We start from the raw sequence: 18,880 nt of genomic DNA, 5'->3' as shown, positions 1-18,880 counted from the left end.
ATCCTATCCCCCTCCTTCCCTTCCTGGCAAATGTAAGGAAAAAGATTTCTTCTCCACCTTATATTCTCCGCTTTTTGAGGAAAAAAGCACCTATTTACCCCTTGCGCTCTCCTCGGCTGAAGAGTCGGAAGGCAATCCTGCTGCTGATCCAGCCTACCAAGAGGATGATCGCACTCACCATAAGGAGATCGCCCACTCGTAGCTCCACGGGGTAGGCATCGATAAGTAGTAGGCTGGCATCTCCTCCCAGCTTGAGCCACCCCCAAGTCGCTTGGCTAAGTACCAGCAAGATCCCCGTCACCAGTCCGATAACGAGTCCACTGAGGGTCAGGAGGTAGCTCTCAATATGTAGGATGCTGTCGATGGTACTCGGTGTTGCCCCGAGGGAGAGGAGTACCTGAGTGTCATCGCGCTTCTCTACGATCAGCAGACCGAGGGTGGAGATGACACTGAAGAGGCAGAGGATCAAGACGAAGACGAGCAGGAGGAAGGTTATCCACTTCTCAATCTCCAGTACGCGGTAGGCCTGGGGATTCTGCTCATAAATGTCAAGGACCCTATACCCTAGTCCGAGAGCCGTGGTGAGCTCACGATCGTCAGTATGGTCTGTGGCGAGGTAGGTGACTACGTCACTGTCGTACATAAGCAACTCCCTCAGTAGTGCGATCGGCACGTATACCGCTTGCTCGTCTGCCTCTTCATCGTCGACCTGGAAGACTCCGCCCACGTAGAGATCCCGTGTGACAAAGCTCCTCTGAGGGAGGATAGTCGACATCCGCCCCAGCCGCTTCGGCAGGACGATGGTCAGGGGTGACTGATAGCCCACACCGGCACCAAGCTGTGCGGCCACACCAACGCCGAGTACCGCAGAGGGATAGTCCTCATCTCCTATGTCGAAGTCTCCTCCCACCAAGTGGTCGGCTATCGGGACTACTTGCTGATAGGTGCTGTCGATACCGATAAGGGTCACCGGCATCGCATTGTCTCCGCACTTGGCAAGCGCCTGAGTCGTCAGGACCGGTGCAGCTGTCACTCCGGGAGGCAGTGTGACTGCTGAGGCAGAGTAGTCCTGCCCGACATCGCTACGGATCTCGGTGGTGGGGCAGAGGGTGGCAAATTGATCCGTTGTGAAGCGCTCAAATCCATTGAAGACAGAGAGCGCCACCACCATCACCATCGTCACGATGGCAATAGCCGTCACAGCGACGATGGCGATCACGTGGATCGCCTGCGTACTCTTGCGTGAGAAGAAGTACCTCCACGCGATGAAGAGTGCCGTGCTGAGACTTCTCGATCCGGATCCCATGAGGCGCTCCTCCCTTACTCGTCGTCTAAGCTGGAGATCCACCCCTCCGACTCCTCGTCTCTCGTGTAGTCGTGAGTGGGATTGGCGTCCAGTAGCTCATCGATCTTACGGGCGTACTCCTCCGACCGGTCGAGATAGAAGTAGAGCTCCGGTATCACCCTCATGCGGCTGGCGAGGCTGTTGCCGAGGTCATACCTTATGGTCGATGTATTGGTCTGAAGGGTCTTGAGGATCTCAGGACCCTTGGCATCAGGGAAGATACTTAGGTAGCAGCGTGCAGAGCTGAGGTCCGGTGCCAGCCTTACTTCAGTGACGCTGATGATTACGCCACGCGTCAGCCTCGTATCTGCGAGGAGGAGTTCGCTAAGCTCCTTCTGGATCATCCGTGCTGTGCGTGCGGTTCGTATCGGATTCATATCGGTATTTATTTCTTATAGATAAGTGTAAGACCATCTCGGAGAGGGAGCAGGACCTTCTCCACGGAGGCGTCCTTCGCGATTAGGTCGTTGAAGGAGCGGAGCGACTCTGTCTGCGGGTCGTGACAGTCGCTCAGTGCCACCTTGCCACCCCAGAGGGTGTTGTCAGCGATGAGGAGAGCTCCCGATCTCATCGCCGGGACGATGAGGTGGTAGTAGTCGGGGTAGCCCCGCTTGTCTGCGTCCAGGTAGATCAGGTCGTAGGCTGAGAGATCCATCGTGGTGAGCAGTTCTTTCGCATCCCCTATGAGGCTGGTGACCTTCTCGTGAATGCCCGTCTCGCTGAGGCTGGCTCTGATCACAGGCTCCATCTCATCATTGACATCAATGGTGGTGAGGTGTCCCTCTTCGGGTAGACCCTCAGCGAGGCAATGGGTGGAGTAGGCAGCGTAGGTCCCGATCTCCAGCACCTCCCTTGCACCTGTGATCCGGACCAGCATCCTGAGGAGGCGACCCTGTAAGTGCCCGCAATTCATACGGGGATACATCAGTCGCTCGTCAGCCTCCCGTGTCAGGCGGGTGAGGATCGCCGGCTCCTTGTCGGTGTGGCGCTCGGCGTACTCGGTGATGGCCAGCTCTCTCAGGTGCTCACTTACGGAAGCTATCGGCATGGAAGTCTATGAAGTCTTTCATCCGGTACATCTCCAGTGTGTTGGTCCCTATATGAGGATTGAGCATCCCACCGCAGTAGACGATGGTGTCATCGGTGGTGATCGTCTCTTGGTCGAGGAGGTACTTGATACCCCTCAGGAGGTAGTGGTGGTTGTCCTCGCCATGGGCCTTGTCTTTCTCCAGATAGATGGCTGTGACACCATAGGAGAGGGCTAGCTGTCGGGCGACGGCCTTGTGGGAGCAGAGTGCCAAAATGGGTCGGTCTCCGCGATAGGAGGAGAGGGTGCGGGCGGTCCGTCCGGAGTAGGCATCGCTGATGATGGCGCTCACCTCGGGGAAGAGGGCGAGCGAGTCGACGGCACACTTGGAGAGGAAGCGGGTTAGGTCCGGTCCCTGCTCGCGTGGGCAGGTCAGCTCGGAGAAGAAGTGTGTCGGAGGGAGCTGCTCTGCAGCGCGTATGATCTTCGTCATAGTCCGTACCGCCTCCACGGGGTACTTCCCATTGGCGGTCTCACCGCTAAGCATCACAGCATCCGTATTCATCATGATCGCACTGGAGACATCGCTCACCTCGGCGCGCGTTGGGCGGGGGTTTTGGATCATTGTGTGGAGCATCTGCGTGGCTACGATGACCGGCTTATTCTGGTCGATGCACATCTGTATGATCGTCCTCTGGATCGTCGGGATATCCTCCAGATCCACCTCTATGCCGAGGTCACCTCGAGCGATCATGATGCCGTAGGAGGCCTGTATGATCTCGTCGATATTGTCCACGCCCTCCTGGTTCTCTATCTTGGAGATGATCTTGATGTCACTATGCCCGCTGTCGAGGATCTTCTGTATCTCATCGACATCCTTCCGAGAGCGGACGAAGGAGTGGGCTATGAAGTCGACATCGTTAGCCATAGAGAAGAGGATCGAGTCTCGATCCCTCTCGGTGACAGCCGGGAGATCGATGCTGACATTGGGTACATTGACGCTCTTGTGGGAGCCGATGGTCCCGTCATTGAGCACCGTGCAGTAGAGGGTCGTCTCGTCCTTGCGGATTACTCTCAGACCGAGGAGTCCGTCATCAAAGAGGACAGCTGCTCCCTCCGGTACATCGTGGATGAAGCCGGGGTAATTCACATTAATCACCTCCTGGGTGCAGGGCGCTGTCGGGTCTGCCTGGATCTGTATCTGCTGGTCTGTCACCAGCTCAATCGGTGCTCCGTCAGCGGTAGCTGTTGTCCGGACCTCAGGTCCCTTGGTGTCCATCATAATGGCGACGCTGTCGCTGACAGCGCGGACGTTGTGGATCACTCGCTCAAATCCCTCATGAGTCATATGGGCTGAGTTCATCCTGACGACGTTGACACCGGCGTCAAAGATTTGTCTCAGAAACTCTTGGTCGCAATGCAGGTCTGATACTGTAGCGACGATCTTAGTCGACTTTAGATACTCCTTTACCACGATACTTACTTTTTATATAATAGGTTATTATATTATCTCTTATCCACGTCTGGCACAGAGGTTGGCGAGGGCCAGGCGATATCCGTCCAGCCCGAGACCGATGATTGCCCCCTCGCAGACAGGCGTGAGTACATCCCTCTCTCGGAAGTCCTCACGTGCATGTGTATTGGTTATGTGGACCTCTATCAGCGGTGCCTCCACCATCCGCAGCGCATCGGCTATGGCATAGGAGTAGTGGGAAAAAGCGCCCCCATTGATAATCACGCCGAAGGCATGCCGCACCTCGTCCTGCTGCAGGTAGTCGATCAGGTCTCCCTCGTGATTGGACTGGAAGTAGATGATATCCACAGAGGGAAAGAGCTCCCTCAGCCGCTCTAAGTAGTCCTCAAAGGCGGTTGCTCCATAGAGCTCAGGCTCACGGGCGCCGAGCCTATTGAGATTGGGTCCATTGATGATGTGTACGGTACGCATGGCTGTCGCTTAGTTACCGAGCGAGAAGCTGTATCTACCTATCTTATACCCATCGGCAAAGATCTCTGCCACGTAGCTACCCTCCGGCAGATACTCCTGAATGTCCCAGTAGAGGCTCACCTGAGTCGGCTCACCGCTGTACTCGACCTGTCGAGAGACAGAGTAGGGTACCTGACCGCTCTCGAAGGACATTGTGCCGCTCTCCCCGGGCTGTTGCATCAGTGATCCATCGGGCTTGCTCAGGCGGACATAGATCGTTTTCATCCCTGGCTCAGCAGTGACGTTGCGGTCGACCTGGAAATTGATCTGCAGCTGCTTCATGCTCTTGATCCGCTTCGTGTCGCGCCCTCTGTTATTAAGTCCTACGGTGTGGAAGTTGCTCACCGAGAGCTTAGCGGCGAGCTGTACCTTCTCCGTAAGGTCCGACTTCTCCTCCTGCAGCTGTCTCTGTCGGGATGTGACACGGCTGATCTCCTCGCGCTGAGCCTTGTTTTCTGTCCTGAGAGCTTGATTGGCTCTATTGAGCGAGTCTATCTGGATGACGTAGCTCTTGAGGATCTTGCGGAGGGTGTCGAGCTCGCGGCGGAGACGACTGATCTCAGCAGCATCAGTGCTCTTGACCTGCTTCAGCTCCTCCATCAGTCGCTGCACCTTTGCCTGCTCCTGCTCCAGCCGCTTTGCAATGGAGTCGTTGCTGATCTCAAAGCTAAACTCCTCATACTGCATATTCAGCTCATCAAACTGGTCCTGCAGCATCTGCTTGTCGAGCGCCGACAGCTCCCGCATATCATTGATCGTCCGCTGCTGTCGCACGAGGTAGTACCCTCCACCGGCCAACAGGAGCAGCAGGATGCTGATCCCGACGATGAGGAGTGCCTTGCGCTTACGTTGCTTATCCTCTTGCTCTATCCTTTCTTGATCCATCTCGGGTTATTTCTTTACCACAATTTCGAAGTGATTTTCCCCCCACTTCATCGCCACTGGCTGTACCCTCTTCTGCATCTCCGGGTACAGGGATTGGCTTGTCTTCTCGTCAAGGCTGGTGATCCTCACGGTAAGCAGCTGTGGCTCCATAGGGTCCATCATCGCCCTCCAGTGGAGGTGCCCCAGCTCAGCAAGGGAGCGCTTGATGCGGGTGCTCAGCTGTCCTGAGATGAAGTGCTCCGGTGAGGGTAGGGTAAAAGGGGTCCCCTGTAGCCGGTTCCAGTCGGCATCAAAAAGCGTGACCACTGACTGAGCCGGTACTATGGTGCTGGTGGCGATGAGACAGATGTAGTAGCTCTTGCCGTGTGGCAAGAGTCCCACCTCCAGCTCCGTCAGTCGGTCGAGCGAGAGTCTCAGACCTTGCTCGCTTCGGCTCATCACACTCATCTCCCCGCCAAAGGGATTGACCACCGAAACGCCCTCCGGACTCTCGAGGAGCTCGGCACGAAGGGTGCTGTCGGGTAGCAGGGGGATTAGTTCATCCGGCATCCGTCGGAAGACCTCGTCTACCGACTGAGCCTGCAGTCCTACCGCGAGGGAGATATGGACGAGGAGACCAAGTAGTGTAAGTAGAGTATATCGACGCATCGGTCAGAGGCTATTGAGTAGGTCCAGCTTTCCCCGCTCGATCAGTGTCAGCACCAGCTCGCCGAAGAGGGTATTCTGCCATGCAAACCAGCTGCGAGTGTACTTCGTCGGGTCGTCCTTGTGAAACGACTCGTGCATCAGCCCCGTGTCGGCATCAGTCGTGAGGAGCTGCTCCATACAAGCGCGGATCTCCTCATCATCGGTAGAGGTGAAGGCGCGCATCATTATGCTCATCGGCCACACCATATCGTAGCCCACGTGAGGTCCACCTATTCCCTCACCGGCACTGCCTCGGAAGAAGTATGGATTACTTTCGCTCCAGACCAAGCGCCTCGTATTCTGATAGATCGGGTCATCGAGTGCAACGTCACCAAGGTAGCCTATGGCGAGGAGGCTCGGGACATTGGCATCGTCCATAAGGCTGACATTTCCATATCCGTCCACCTCATAAGCATACACCTGACCATAAATCGGGTGCGAGACTACAGCATACTTTGCGAGTGCCTGCTCCACCTCGTCTGCCAGCTCCTCCAGTCCGGTCGCCAGTGCCTCATCGGCATAGCCTCTCCTGATCATCTCAGCAGCCTTACGGCATGAGGTGACGGCAAAGAAATTGGAGGGAATGAGAAATTGGTAATGGGTCGCATCATCTGAGGGGCGGAATGAGGAGACGATCAGTCCCACGGGATTCACCGGCTCGCCCCAGCCTCCACATGACTTAGAGTCTGTACTCCGCTCCGTCTGGCGCATAAAGGAGTATGGTCCTCTATCCTCCTTGCGTTGCTGCTCGCGTAGGGTCTGTAGTACGAGGCGCATCGCCCTATGGAAGTCCTCATCGAGGATCGAGCTGTCGCCTGTCGCTGCCAAATAGGCGTAGGCCAGTCGTATCGGATAGCAGAGCGAGTCGATCTCCCACTTCCGCTCATGCACCCCCGGGCGCATCTCTGTCATATCGGTCGCCCAGTAGGTGGTCAGCTCTCCATCGAGGAAGGCGTTGGCATATGGGTCGAGACAGATCTGTAGCATCTGACGTCGGATCACCCCTCGGAGCATTTCCGCAAGTAGGGGATCCTCATCTGCGAGAGCCGCATAGGGATAGACCTGTGCGCCTGAGTCGCGTAGCCACATCGCAGCTATGTCTCCTGTGTAGACAAAGGTGTCTGGCCGCCCATCCTCATCGTGCCGGAAGTGGACCGTTGTGTCGAGGGTGTTGGGGAAGCAATTCCCCATCATCCAGCGTAGCTTGGGATTGGTCAGCTTACTCTGTACCTCACGGATCACGCGCTCGACCGCATCGGAGCGGAAGAGTCGATCCTCTACAGGCGGTCGCTTGCAGACATACCGGGTGGCGTCCTGCTGTATGGTCTCAGCGATCGGTTTGTAGTCGTAGACACTCTCCTGTGCCCTCACCACCTGAGCGGAGCAGAGCAGGGCGAGAGCGGAGAGGAGGAATGGGTGCTTCATGCTCACTTCAACTCTATGTAGTCCTTATTGATGAGGCGAGGCTCCACCATAATCACCTGTGGCGCCCCGTCACGGATCACCTCGAAGATCACCTTCGTCTCTCCATTACCGGATGCCGCTACCTTCGCCCCCGCTGATACGATGTAGGGATTGTGGGCAAAGAGGTAGCTAAAAGCTCCCAGGTAAGTCTCCTTATCCAGCTCACTTGCCACCACATCGTAGGACTGAGGGTCCCAGTACATACACTGACGGAAGCCGTTATCATCCGGGTAGACAGTTGACTTGGCACGATACTTCCACGTCTTACGGAGGAAGGTCTTGTAGACCGAGCTCATCTTATCTACCGAGCTCTCCAGCAGGCGACCATTGATCGACTTGATCCGGTCTCCCACCTTTAGCCCGGCGGCCTCTGCGGGACTGCCGGGCGTGATGTGACGAATGACCTGCAGGTCGTTCATATCATACCCCACGCCGGTCAGTAGGTGCTGATCGCGGTGCAGGACGAAGGTCGGATTCATCACATAGCGGACGAAGGGGTAATTGGCCAGCATGAGGTAGCAGAAGTTAGCCACATACCGATCTGGATCGTACTCCTTATTGAGCAGCTCGCGCGCCGTCACGCTCCATACCTTAGTGTTATCCTCGCTGTCGATCAGCTCGATGTCCACCGTCATCCGATACTTACCGGAGAACTTCGGGGTATTGATGCTCAAGAATGGATAGTGGTCCACCTCATAGCGACCATCCTTGCGTGTAACCAGATAGTTTTTGAATCCCGGATCCAGATTCGCCTCGCTACCGGGGCGAAAGTCCGGATTGCTCTCAAGGGCGGGCTTATAAACGATGCTCAACTGCCCGCCGGTGGGGAGCTCTCTAAGTCCCTTGCTCACCAGCTCCTTTGCGAGGACACGAGCACCGGGCTTCGTTCCGATCTCCTTGTCTGCAAATGAGAATGTGCTGTATTTGATGAAGTCACGCTTCGTCGGAAGGGTGTAGATAAAGGGCATAGTGAAGCGCCGGGTGGTGACATCCTCCAGACTATACATACTGAAGGCCTGTGCCAGAAGCTCCTCCGTCAGGATCCCTGAGGGGAGGCACTCCTTCCGCAGCACCAAGTCCCACGATGGTGTGCCGGGACGGCGCATCTTCAGTGACACCTGATCGTGAGAGGGATCGAGGATCATCGCTGTGATGGACTCCTCTGAGAGCTTCTGAGTGTCGCGTCCCTCGATCTCGAGGATCACATCGCCCGGGCGGATGCCGGCTCTGTCGGCCGGGCTACCGGGGATCACCTCCACGACCACGGCATGTGAGTCGCCCCAGCTCTCTTGGTAGCTGATCTGATACAGTAGTCCCACGTCGCAGCGGACGCCCGACTTACCCACTTTCTGTCCATACGACAGCGATGCTCCGACCACGAGGGCCATACACAGGAGCCACATTTTCTGACACACTCCGTTCATATTATTCAGGAACTATCTGGTGCATTATTGAATTCTATATACAATACAAAGGTAGATATTTTTCTACTCATCCTCTCGTGTCCTATTAAGTTATGTTAGGGGTGACGCATTTGAGTGGCTTCGTACCACTCAAATGCGTCATCTTTACCAATAAATTCGATCCCAAGAAAAACTATGTTTGCCGAACATAGTATGGCTATCTCGCATTTTGACGTGTTAGGAGTGGGAGGAGACAAGAGATTGCCTTTGCTGTGGTGAGCATAGGGGAGGGGTGTCCCATGCCCGATGGATAGGTACTTGATCTAATACCGATATTAGAGAATTCTTTTATCGGTATTAGAGATCACTAATATCGGTATTAGAGATTTCCATAAAGAGTGGGCTGCTTGAGTAGGGGTGATGCACGAGTGCCCGAGGCTTCTGATCGCGGATAAATTGATAGATTTGTGGGGAGATAACTTGTAAAGGGTCGATGGGGGAGTGACCCGCAGTGTATCTGTAGTACTACTTATGCTTACGAATGATGGAGTCCCCTACGTGGGGTGGACGGGAGAGCGCTTTGTCAGCTTCCTGCCTGAGAAAATGAATCGTCACGGACTGATCGCCGGTGCCACCGGTACCGGTAAGACAGTCACCTGCCAGATGCTGGCGGAGATATTTAGCGACCTCGGCAGCTCGATCTTCCTCGTGGATGCGAAGGGGGACCTCACCGGTATGGTACAGGAGGGTGGAAATAAGTCCTCCGTTACTCGCCGGGTGGAGCAGTATGACCTGAGGAGCTTGGGCTATAAGGAGAGGGGCTATCCGGTGCGTCTCTGGGACCCGTTTGGCGAAGAGGGCACCCCTATGCGGATGACGATCTCCGGCATCGGACCGATGCTGCTGGAGCGGATCCTCGAGCTGAATGACGTGCAGAGCGGCCTACTGGAGATCGCCTTCCGGGTGGCGGATGATAATGGCCTCCTCCTCTACGACCTGAAGGACCTCCAGGCGATGCTGCGCTACCTCTCGGATCATCGTAAGGAGATCTCCGCCACCTATGGCAATGTCTCCACCGCCTCCGTCGGTGCGATCCAGCGCTCTCTCCTCCGGCTGGAGCGTCAGGGTGGGGAGCGGGTCTTCGGGATGCCGGATTTTGACCCCCGTGACCTGCTGACGTCGGAGGGCGGTTGTGGCACCATCCATATCTTGGAGGCTAAGGAGCTGATGAAGTCACCCCGCCTCTACAGCAGTCTGCTGGTGTGGTTACTGAGCTCCTTCTACGACAACCTCCCGGAGGTCGGTGATCCTGATCATCCAGCGCTGGTCTTCTTCTTCGATGAGGCGCATCTACTCTTCGACGACATCAATAAGCCATTGCTGGAGAAGCTGACACAAGTGATCAAGCTGATCCGCTCCAAGGGAGTGGGGATCTACTTCATCTCTCAGTCGCCCTCAGACATCCCCGATGAGGTGCTGGGGCAGCTGGGGAATAAGGTGGTGCATGCCCTGAGAGCTTACACGCCGTCCGATATGAAGCGAGTGAGAGCGGCTGCGGATGCCTTTCGTCCCAATCCCGCCCTCGATATGACGGAGACGATCCAAGGACTTGGCACGGGTGAGGCTGTCGTGAGCTTCCTCGACGACCATGGGGCACCAAGTATCTCGGAGCGTGTCAGTGTGCTACCGCCGCAGTCCTACATCGGTCCCCTGACAGATGAGGAGCGGGATGCGCTTATCCGTCAGTCGCCTCTGGAGCGTGTCTACCGCGAGAGCATCGACCCGAGAAGTGCCTACGAGGATTTGGCAGATCGGGAGGAGAAAGGTCGTGTCGAGGAGGAGCAGAGGGCAGAGGCCGAGAGGCGCGCCAAAGCAACGAAGGCGAGCGCAAAGCCACAGCAAGACGATTTCTCTGACCTGCTTGGCGGGATACTCAAGTCGGCTACCCGAGCCATGGGATCAAGTGCCGGGAGAGAGATCACGAGGTCGATCCTTGGCACTCTCTTGGGCGGTAAGCGGCGTCGCTAAGAATGGTCTATCCTCTTAAAACAAATTTTACTTTGGTCGGGTAGAGTGCAAATTGGCATAAAATCAGTACATTTGCCAACCGTAAAAGTACCCTATTCTCACCGTAAAGGCTGAGGTAGGGGACTGCGGGTGAATGACAGAGAAATCAATAATCACTACATACTTATAAGAGACTGATGCAGAATAAAGGCTTAGTAAGGTGGACAACCATCCTCTTAGTACTGATCAGTGCGTACTACCTCTCCTTTACGGTAGTGGCATCGATCTACGAGAGTAAGGCTAAGGAGTATGCTGCGGGCGATGTGAATAAAGAGATCGCCTACCTTGACTCCATGGCTCCTCAGAAGGTTTGGCTTGGCTCCACTCTAAAATCGGTTCGTGAGAATCAGATCGGACTGGGACTCGACCTCAAGGGCGGTATGAATGTCGTCCTAGAGCTCAACGTGGCTGACGTGCTGGATAACCTCTCCGGCCACAGCCAGGATCCCACATATCGTCAGGCGCTGACCAATGCCATCGCAAGGCAAGACCAGACGCAGAAGGACTTTGTCTCCCTCTTCGTCGACGAATTCCACAAGCTCGACCCCAACGCTCGTCTGGCTGCCGTCTTTGGCACCCTGAGCAATAAGGAGAGTATCAATACCAATAGTAGCGATGACGAGGTGATCTCCTTCCTCCGTCGCTCGGTCGATGATGCGATCGACAGCTCACACAAGGTGCTGCGCAATCGTATCGACCAGTTTGGTGTTGTGGCGCCGAATATCCAGAAGCTCGAGGGGAGCAACCGCATCCTCGTGGAGCTGCCGGGTATCACTGAGCCGAAGCGTGTACGCAAGTTGCTCCAGGGTAGTGCTAATCTTGAGTTCTGGGAGTGCTACCTGGGCTCTGAGGTGTCAGACTATCTCGTCTCTGCCGATCAGGTGCTGGCTCGTCTCCACTCCTCCTCCGATCGTCCTGCTGAGACTGAGGTAAGCGAGACTGCTGAGGAGAAGTCCACCGAGGAGGTTACTGACGCTGTAGAGGCTGCCGCTGACAGCGCCAAGAGTGCTGCTGAGGCTCTGGCACAAAAGATCGCTGCCGGTGCCGACACGACCGCAGTGGCTGAGACTGCTGAGACGCAGACGGCATCTAAGGATAATCCTCTGCTCTCTCGCCTGCAGCTCTCCCGCGGTAGCTCTGCAGCCGTGGTCGCTGTGGCCCGTAAGGCAGACCGTGCCGCCATTGACTCTATGCTCAGTCTGCCTCAGGTAAAGGATGTGCTGCCACGTGACCTTGTCCTCCGCTGGGGCTCCAAGGAGCTGAGCGAGGGGAGCAACGTCTTCGAGCTGTATGCTCTCAAGGGCTCTCGCCGGGGCAATGAGCCGGCTCTCGCCGGTGACGTGGTCACCAGTGCTAAGAGTGAGATCAATCAGCAGCAGGGACGTCAGGATCCGGGTGTCTCCATGACTATGAATCCTGAGGGCACCAAGGAGTGGGCACGCCTGACGAAGGAGAATGTCGGCCGACCCATTGCCATCGTCCTCGATGATGTGGTCTACTCTGCACCTAATGTCCTCAATGAGATCCCAAATGGTACCTCACAGATCACCGGTCATTTCACAGTTGATGAGGCGACCGACCTTGCTAATACCCTCAAGTCGGGTAAGATGGCTGCCTCTGTACGTATCGTGCAGGAGGATGTCGTGGGACCATCCCTCGGTGCAGCAGCTATCAAGGCAGGAGTGATCTCCTTCCTTGTAGCACTCGTGCTGCTTATGATCTATATGTGCCTCATCTACGGTCTCTTCCCCGGTATCGTCGTCGACCTGGCACTTTTGGTCAATCTCTTCCTCACTCTAGGTATCCTCGCCTCGATCCATGCCGTCCTGACCCTACCCGGTATCGCCGGTATGGTGCTGACGCTGGGTATGGCGGTGGACGCCAACGTGCTCGTCTTTGAGCGTATCAAAGAGGAGCTTAAGAAGGGTAAGACGATGCTGAAGTCGATCCAGGAGGGGTATGGTAATGCATTCTCTGCGATCATTGACTCCAATGTCACCACGATCATGACCGGTCTGATCCTCTATTTCTTTGGCTCAGGTGCGATCCGAGGCTTTGCCACCACGCTGATCATCGGTCTGCTCATCTCCCTCCTCACCGCTGTCTTCATGACTCGTGTCATCTTTGAAGGTCGTGCAGAGAAGGGCAAGATGAATGGCGTCACCTTTGAAACCCCGATCTCTCGCCACTTCCTTGAGAATACCCATATCGACTTTATCGGACTCCGTAAGGTCGGTCTTACTGTTGCCATTGCGATCCTTGCGATCGGAGGTGTGATGATGGCCACGATCGGCATCCCGAGAGGTATTGACTTTACGGGTGGTCGTAATTATGTGGTGAAGTTTGATCACAACGTGACGCCTGCCGAGATCTCCTCTCTTGTGAGCCCCGCTCTCGATGGTCATGTCAGCGTAATCCGCATCACTTCAGAGGATCAGGTACGTATTTCGACCAACTACAAGGTGGAGACCAATACCCCTGAGGTGGACAAGGAGATCGAGACCAAGCTCTATGAGAGCCTGCAGTCACAGCTGCCTCAGGGTACGACCCAGGATCAGTTTGTCGAGCAAAATATCCAGAGCTCACAGAAGGTGGGTGCCAGTGTCGCTGACGACATCAAGACCGGTGCCACCATCGCTGTGATCCTCTCCCTGATCGTGATGGGTATTTACATCCTGATCCGCTTCAAGGACTACGCCTTCTCAGTCGGAGCCTTCGCATCAGTGACCTTCAATACCTGCGTGATTATCGCCTTCTACGCGATCCTCTGGAAGATCATGCCCTTCACCATGGAGATCGATATGAACTTTATCGCTGCCGTGCTGGCGATCATCGGATACTCGATCAATGATACAATCGTTGTCTTTGATCGTATCCGTGAGGAGCTGAAGTATCACCCTGATATGGAGCGCAAGGAGCTCTTCAATCGCTCACTCAATATCACCCTTACTCGTACGATCAATACCAGTACGAGTACCTTGCTGGTGGTGCTGATGATCTTCTTCTTCGGAGGTGCCAGCATGAGGAGCTTTACCTTCGCTATCATCCTCGGTATCGTCTTCGGTACACTGAGCACCCTCTTCGTGGCGTCGCCGATCGCCTGGATGATTAATAACCATAATCACAAGAAGTCTCAGCAGAAGCTTGCCGCTCGCCGGTAATCCTTTATACTGAGTATTATCTAGTCCGACCTGCCGATCACTCGGTGGGTCGGACTTTTTTTGCTTCCCCCTATGTATATAAGGTGTCCCAAAGAGTGCTGAAGGGATTCCACCTCCACGAGGAGCTCTTGTATGGCTACGTCTTCTATTTGTCTCCTCACTGCCGTAATCCTCGCGATGAGACCGGTCGGGTCTCTTGTGCACCTCATCAGATGTATTGTTTTACTGGAAAATAGTATACCTTTGCCTAAACAGATAACTAATAGATATCAAAGTCAAGTAATAGTCTTATGAACGTAAAAAAGTGGATGCTTACTGCGGCTGCCCTGCTGCTCTCTGCATCGTTTTCCTCAAGTGCTAAGGCGCAGCAGGTGCTCACGGAGGGCCGTCTCAATGAGGTGAAGATCAATCTTCCCATGGCTCTCGCTGGCAATATCGAGCTCTCCTATGACCGAATCCTGCTGGAGGATCTGTCACTTGGCGTCGCTGCCAGTGCCGCTTGGGAGGACTCTTATCCCTACAAGTTTGCGGTTATGCCCTATACCCGGTGGTTCTTCTGGAAGCATCGTGGGCAGGACGAGTTCCCCGGTGCCGGCTTTTTCATCGAGGTAAATGCCGGTTTCTTTGATTGCAAGTACACCAAGACGACTAACCTCTCCAGTGGCGTGAACGGAGGTCTCAAGATAGATACTAAGGATGCCAACGGCTTTGGAGCCGGTCTCGGTCTCGGCATCGGCTGGAAGTGGATCTCCAAAAGTGGCTTCGTCGGTGAGATCTACACCGGAGCCGGACGCAACTTCGTCTCTGCCACTAAGGATGATGTGCCTGCCTACATCCGCAGTGGCATCAGCCTGGGCTATCGCTTCTGATCCTTACAGATACATACATAGAGAGTGGGCAGCTTCCCTTTTGATCGGGAGGCCGCCCACTCTTTTCATACCTATTAGTCAGGGGCGCTTGAAGTCAGTCAGCTCTTTTACGCTCAGCTCTTTTCCCTTCCTCTTCTCCTCCCTATAGAGACCCCTCCCCGGTATGATCCACTGGGTGATCTCCTCTCGCTCTACCTTCTGCTCTCGCTTGCCCATCACCTTAGCGTCGGTCTTGGACACCATAGTGTACGAGCGTACGATCGTGGAGACCTCGCCGAAGGGGGTCTGACGCGTCTCTCTCCGGAGGATCTTGTCCCCCTCAACGGTCATGGTAAGGTGGAGATTGAGCAGTCCGAGGAACTTAACCTTCGCCCTCACCTCCAGTGTCTGGTCGGGAAATGTCTGTCCGGGAGTCCCTTGCAGGGGGAGCATCCGAAACCGGTCTCCGCTAAGGCAGTTGATCTCGACCTTGGCAAGCTTAGCCGCCTTGCCAGTCATCTTCTGACGTACCAGCGTCCTCAGCTCATCTATGGAGTAGTAGACGCCTTCAGGCAGTACCAGCTCAGATATCGGGATCTCGTCTGAGTTGCCCGGTGTGCTGCTCCAGACGTTATTGCCCTTGACACGGCGGAGCATTAGTTGCTCGGTCGAGCTTTTCCCATCCTTACCTGTCATCGTATAGGTCGCTTGGGTGCCTATAGGGTCAGAGGGGACAAAGATCTGTGCGGATGCCGAGAGTGCTGTAAGCAACAGTGGCAGTAGAGTGATGATCAGTTTTCTCATATCGGTTTCTTGCTTTGTGACTTGATATCCCAAATGTAGCAAAAAAGAGAGGAGCTGCCCCACGTGATTGGGACAGCTCCTCTTGTCTTATCTCAGAGTGAGACTAAAAGTGTCACTCCTGCATCGCAGCCTCAGCATCCTTGCGGTGCTCGATAGCAGCCTGTGCCGCTGCCACGCGAGCGATCGGGATGCGGTAGGGCGAGCAGCTGACGTAATTCAGCCCGACTGTGTCGCAGAATTTCACGCTCGACGGCTCACCTCCGTGCTCACCGCAGATACCGCATACCAGCTCGGGACGCGCCTTGCGACCACGCTCGGCAGCGATACGGATCAGCTGACCCACGCCGTCCTGATCGAGTACCTGGAAAGGATCCACATTGAGGATCTTCTTCTCGAGATAAACGGGCAGGAAGGATGCGATGTCGTCACGAGAGTAGCCAAAGGTCATCTGCGTGAGGTCATTGGTACCGAAGGAGAAGAACTCCGCCGAGGCAGCGATCTTATCTGCCGTCAGGGCTGCGCGGGGTACCTCGATCATCGTACCGATCTTGAAGTCGATCCGTGCGCCCTCCTCCTCGAAGAGTGCCTCTGCTGTCTCGGTGATGATGCGCTTCTGCTCATTGAACTCCTGCACGATACCTGCCAGCGGCACCATAATCTCGGGGATTGGGTTGTGTCCCTCCTTCTTCAGCTCGATGGCTGCACCGAGGATGGCTCTCGTCTGCATGATCGTGATCTCGGGGTAGGTGTTGCCGAGACGGCAACCACGGTGACCCAGCATAGGATTGTGCTCAGCCAGCTGCTGCACCCTCTCTCGGATGTACTTGACGGTCACACCCATGTCCTGAGCCATCTCCTCCTGACCCTTTGCATCGTGGGGGACAAACTCGTGTAGCGGCGGGTCAAGTAGGCGGACGATCACCGGGTGACCATCCATGGCGAGGAAGATCGACTTGAAGTCCTCCCGCTGGATCGGGAGCAGCACCTCGAGTGCCTTGTACCGATCCTCGGCAGTCTCGGAGAGGATCATGTGGCGAATCGCCTTGATCTTCTTTCCGTCAAAGAACATGTGCTCCGTACGGCAGAGGCCGATACCTACAGCGCCAAACTTACGGGCCACCTTTGCATCGCGCTCGGTGTCCGCATTGGCACGCACGACCATGCGGCTGTGCTTAGAGCAGAGGTCCATCAGCATCTGGAAGTCCTCATCCAGCTCGGGTGCCTCAGTCTTGAGCTCACCCTCGTAGATACGACCGGTAGAGCCATTGATAGAGATGTGATCTCCCTCGTGGAAGACCTTGTCCCCTACGGTGATGGTGCGGGCCTTGTAGTCGATATTGAGCGCTCCTGCACCGGTGATACAGCACTTACCCATACCACGTGCCACCACGGCTGCGTGGCTGGTCATACCACCGCGTGCGGTGAGCACACCGTCAGCCACCTGCATACCGGCGAGATCCTCCGGAGAGGTCTCGTCTCGGACGAGGATCACACGATGTCCCTCCTTGTGGTGCAGCTCCTGAGCATCGTCAGCAAAGAAGCAGATGATACCCGTAGCGGCACCGGGGGAGGCGGGCAGACCGCGAGCGATCAGCGTGGCGCTCTTCTCCATCTTCTTGTCAAAGATTGGGTGGAGCAGCTCGTCCAGCTTATTGGGCTCGATGTGCTCGATGGCAGCCTCCTCGTCGATCATACCGTCACGGAGCAGGTCCATGGCGATCTTGACCATCGCCCGACCGGTACGCTTACCATTACGTGTCTGGAGGAACCAGAGCTTACCCTCCTGGACGGTAAACTCCATATCCTGCATGTCGTGGTAGTGCTGCTCCAGCTTGTGCTGGATCTCGAAGAGCTCCTTGTAGATCTCAGGCATCGCCTCCTCGAGAGAGGGGTGCTCGGACTTGCGCTCCTCCTCGCTGATCCCCTTGTACTCGGCAAACTGGCGTGAGCCCTTGAGAGTGATCTGGCTCGGGGTGCGGATGCCAGCGACGACGTCCTCGCCCTGTGCATTGATCAGGTACTCGCCGTTGAAGACATTCTCACCCGTAGCGGCATCGCGAGAGAAGCAGACGCCGGTGGCACTGGTGTCGCCCATGTTACCGTAGACCATCGCCATGACGGTCACAGCCGTCCCCCACTCCTCGGGGATGCCCTCCATGCGACGGTAGAGCACGGCGCGCTCATTCATCCAGGAGCTGAAGACGGCAAAGATCGCACCCCACAGTTGCTCGTGGACATCCTGCGGGAAGGGCTTGCCGGTCTTCTCCAGCACGGCAGCCTTGAAGCGCTTCACCAGCTCCTTCAGGTCCTCCACTTCCAGCTCAGTATCCTGGGTGACGCCCTTAGCCTTCTTCACCGCACGGATCTCGAGCTCGAAGGGGTCGATGTCATCCTTATTCTCGGGCTTCAGTCCCAGCACCACATCGCCGTACATCTGGACAAAGCGACGGTAAGAGTCCCAAGCGAAGCGAGGATTATTGGTCAGCTTGGCAAGTCCCTCAACAGCCTCGTCATTGAGACCAAGGTTGAGGATGGTATCCATCATACCCGGCATGGAGGCAGGAGCACCGGAGCGGACCGAGACGAGGAGCGGATTAGCCGGGTCGCCAAAGGTGCGTCCCACAAGTGCTTCAATCTTACCGATATTGACCTTGACGTCCTCAGAGAGAGACTTGCGGATATTCTCTGCGCCCTCGGTCTGATAGGCTCTGCAGACCTCTGTCGTGATTGTAAATCCGGGAGGCACCGGTACGCCTACGAGGTTCATCTCGGCGAGATTAGCTCCCTTACCACCGAGGAGCATACGCATATCTGCGCGACCCTCGGCCTTGCCGTTGCCAAAGGAGTAAATCTTCTTACTGCTTTCGCTCATACTATTTGTTTCTTTTGATTTATTTTGGATTGCAATCCTAATTCTATTGATAAGCTTTCTGAGAAGCACTCTCGTGCCTACACTACAAAGGTACAGACGATTGCCCTATATTGCACGGAAATCATTGATTAGGGTAAAAAATATCTAATTGTACCTGCCTGCTATTTTTCTGACTTGTTGTTTTTGTCAGACGGTTTATCCTTTTGTGCATTCATGTCGAGGGGAATTTATTGTGGTGTCCTAGAAAAGTACACACATAGAGGAGCAGAAATGAACAACAAGAAAGAAGCGAAAAAGTCGGGAGAGACCTCTCGGAAGAGCCAAAAAACGGGT

At 55.5% G+C, this 18,880-nt stretch carries 14 protein-coding genes; 3 read left to right on the top strand and 11 right to left on the bottom strand.

The annotated features are described in order from the left end of the window. Positions 1 to 94 precede the first annotated feature (94 nt). Genes QZR17_RS03030 through QZR17_RS02990 form a run of 9 tightly spaced genes read right to left on the bottom strand, consistent with a single transcriptional unit; the run spans position 95 to position 8,816 of the window. Positions 95 to 1,306 (bottom strand): ABC transporter permease, encoded by a 1,212-nt coding sequence (locus QZR17_RS03030; RefSeq protein WP_297127541.1) that lies wholly within the window; start codon positions 1,304 to 1,306, stop codon positions 95 to 97. A 14-nt stretch (positions 1,307 to 1,320) separates the two neighbouring features. Beyond that, on the bottom strand, positions 1,321 to 1,722 hold the full coding sequence (locus tag QZR17_RS03025; protein WP_296158765.1) for a ribosome-binding factor A: 402 nt from the start codon (positions 1,720 to 1,722) through the stop codon (positions 1,321 to 1,323). A gap of 8 nt (positions 1,723 to 1,730) precedes the next feature. Next, positions 1,731 to 2,393: an O-methyltransferase gene (locus QZR17_RS03020; RefSeq protein WP_297127539.1), complete on the bottom strand. Its 663-nt coding sequence runs from the start codon at positions 2,391 to 2,393 to the stop codon at positions 1,731 to 1,733. Beyond that, the gene (pyk, locus tag QZR17_RS03015; RefSeq protein ID WP_297127537.1) at positions 2,371 to 3,846 is read right to left on the bottom strand and encodes a pyruvate kinase; all 1,476 of its coding nucleotides are present in this window, start codon (positions 3,844 to 3,846) and stop codon (positions 2,371 to 2,373) included. The genes QZR17_RS03020 and pyk overlap by 23 nt, the downstream gene beginning before the upstream one ends. Before the next feature lie 39 nt (positions 3,847 to 3,885). After that, complete coding sequence (locus tag QZR17_RS03010; RefSeq protein WP_297127535.1) at positions 3,886 to 4,317, bottom strand: type II 3-dehydroquinate dehydratase; 432 nt, start codon at positions 4,315 to 4,317, stop codon at positions 3,886 to 3,888. A 9-nt stretch (positions 4,318 to 4,326) separates the two neighbouring features. Beyond that, complete coding sequence (locus QZR17_RS03005; protein WP_296158762.1) at positions 4,327 to 5,241, bottom strand: hypothetical protein; 915 nt, start codon at positions 5,239 to 5,241, stop codon at positions 4,327 to 4,329. 6 nt (positions 5,242 to 5,247) lie between these two features. Beyond that, a complete protein-coding gene (locus QZR17_RS03000; protein ID WP_296158761.1) occupies positions 5,248 to 5,889 on the bottom strand; it encodes a DUF3256 family protein in 642 nt (213 codons plus the stop codon). 3 nt (positions 5,890 to 5,892) lie between these two features. Further along, a complete protein-coding gene (locus QZR17_RS02995) occupies positions 5,893 to 7,353 on the bottom strand; it encodes a glycoside hydrolase family 125 protein (RefSeq protein WP_297127533.1) in 1,461 nt (486 codons plus the stop codon). A 2-nt stretch (positions 7,354 to 7,355) separates the two neighbouring features. Then, complete coding sequence (locus tag QZR17_RS02990) at positions 7,356 to 8,816, bottom strand: PDZ domain-containing protein (RefSeq protein ID WP_297127531.1); 1,461 nt, start codon at positions 8,814 to 8,816, stop codon at positions 7,356 to 7,358. Between the two features lie 510 nt (positions 8,817 to 9,326). Here QZR17_RS02990 and QZR17_RS02985 point away from each other — a divergent pair. From QZR17_RS02985 to QZR17_RS02975, 3 genes are all read left to right on the top strand, one after another. Then, complete coding sequence (locus QZR17_RS02985; protein WP_297127528.1) at positions 9,327 to 10,823, top strand: helicase HerA-like domain-containing protein; 1,497 nt, start codon at positions 9,327 to 9,329, stop codon at positions 10,821 to 10,823. A gap of 176 nt (positions 10,824 to 10,999) precedes the next feature. Next, the gene (gene secDF / locus QZR17_RS02980) at positions 11,000 to 14,023 is read left to right on the top strand and encodes a protein translocase subunit SecDF (protein ID WP_297127525.1); all 3,024 of its coding nucleotides are present in this window, start codon (positions 11,000 to 11,002) and stop codon (positions 14,021 to 14,023) included. Positions 14,024 to 14,313: 290 nt separating this feature from the next. After that, a complete protein-coding gene (locus QZR17_RS02975; RefSeq protein ID WP_297127522.1) occupies positions 14,314 to 14,892 on the top strand; it encodes a DUF3575 domain-containing protein in 579 nt (192 codons plus the stop codon). A gap of 78 nt (positions 14,893 to 14,970) precedes the next feature. Here the strand turns inward: QZR17_RS02975 and QZR17_RS02970 are convergent, their stop codons facing one another. Together QZR17_RS02970 and ppdK are read right to left on the bottom strand one after the other, a co-directional pair. Beyond that, a complete protein-coding gene (locus QZR17_RS02970) occupies positions 14,971 to 15,675 on the bottom strand; it encodes a hypothetical protein (RefSeq protein ID WP_297127519.1) in 705 nt (234 codons plus the stop codon). Positions 15,676 to 15,787: 112 nt separating this feature from the next. After that, positions 15,788 to 18,547: a pyruvate, phosphate dikinase gene (gene ppdK, locus QZR17_RS02965; RefSeq protein ID WP_297127517.1), complete on the bottom strand. Its 2,760-nt coding sequence runs from the start codon at positions 18,545 to 18,547 to the stop codon at positions 15,788 to 15,790. Between the last annotated feature and the right edge of the window lie 333 nt (positions 18,548 to 18,880).

This window comes from uncultured Porphyromonas sp. (genome assembly GCF_900541275.1).
Taxonomy (GTDB): domain Bacteria; phylum Bacteroidota; class Bacteroidia; order Bacteroidales; family Porphyromonadaceae; genus Porphyromonas_A.
This window is presented reverse-complemented; position numbering and strand designations above follow the sequence as displayed.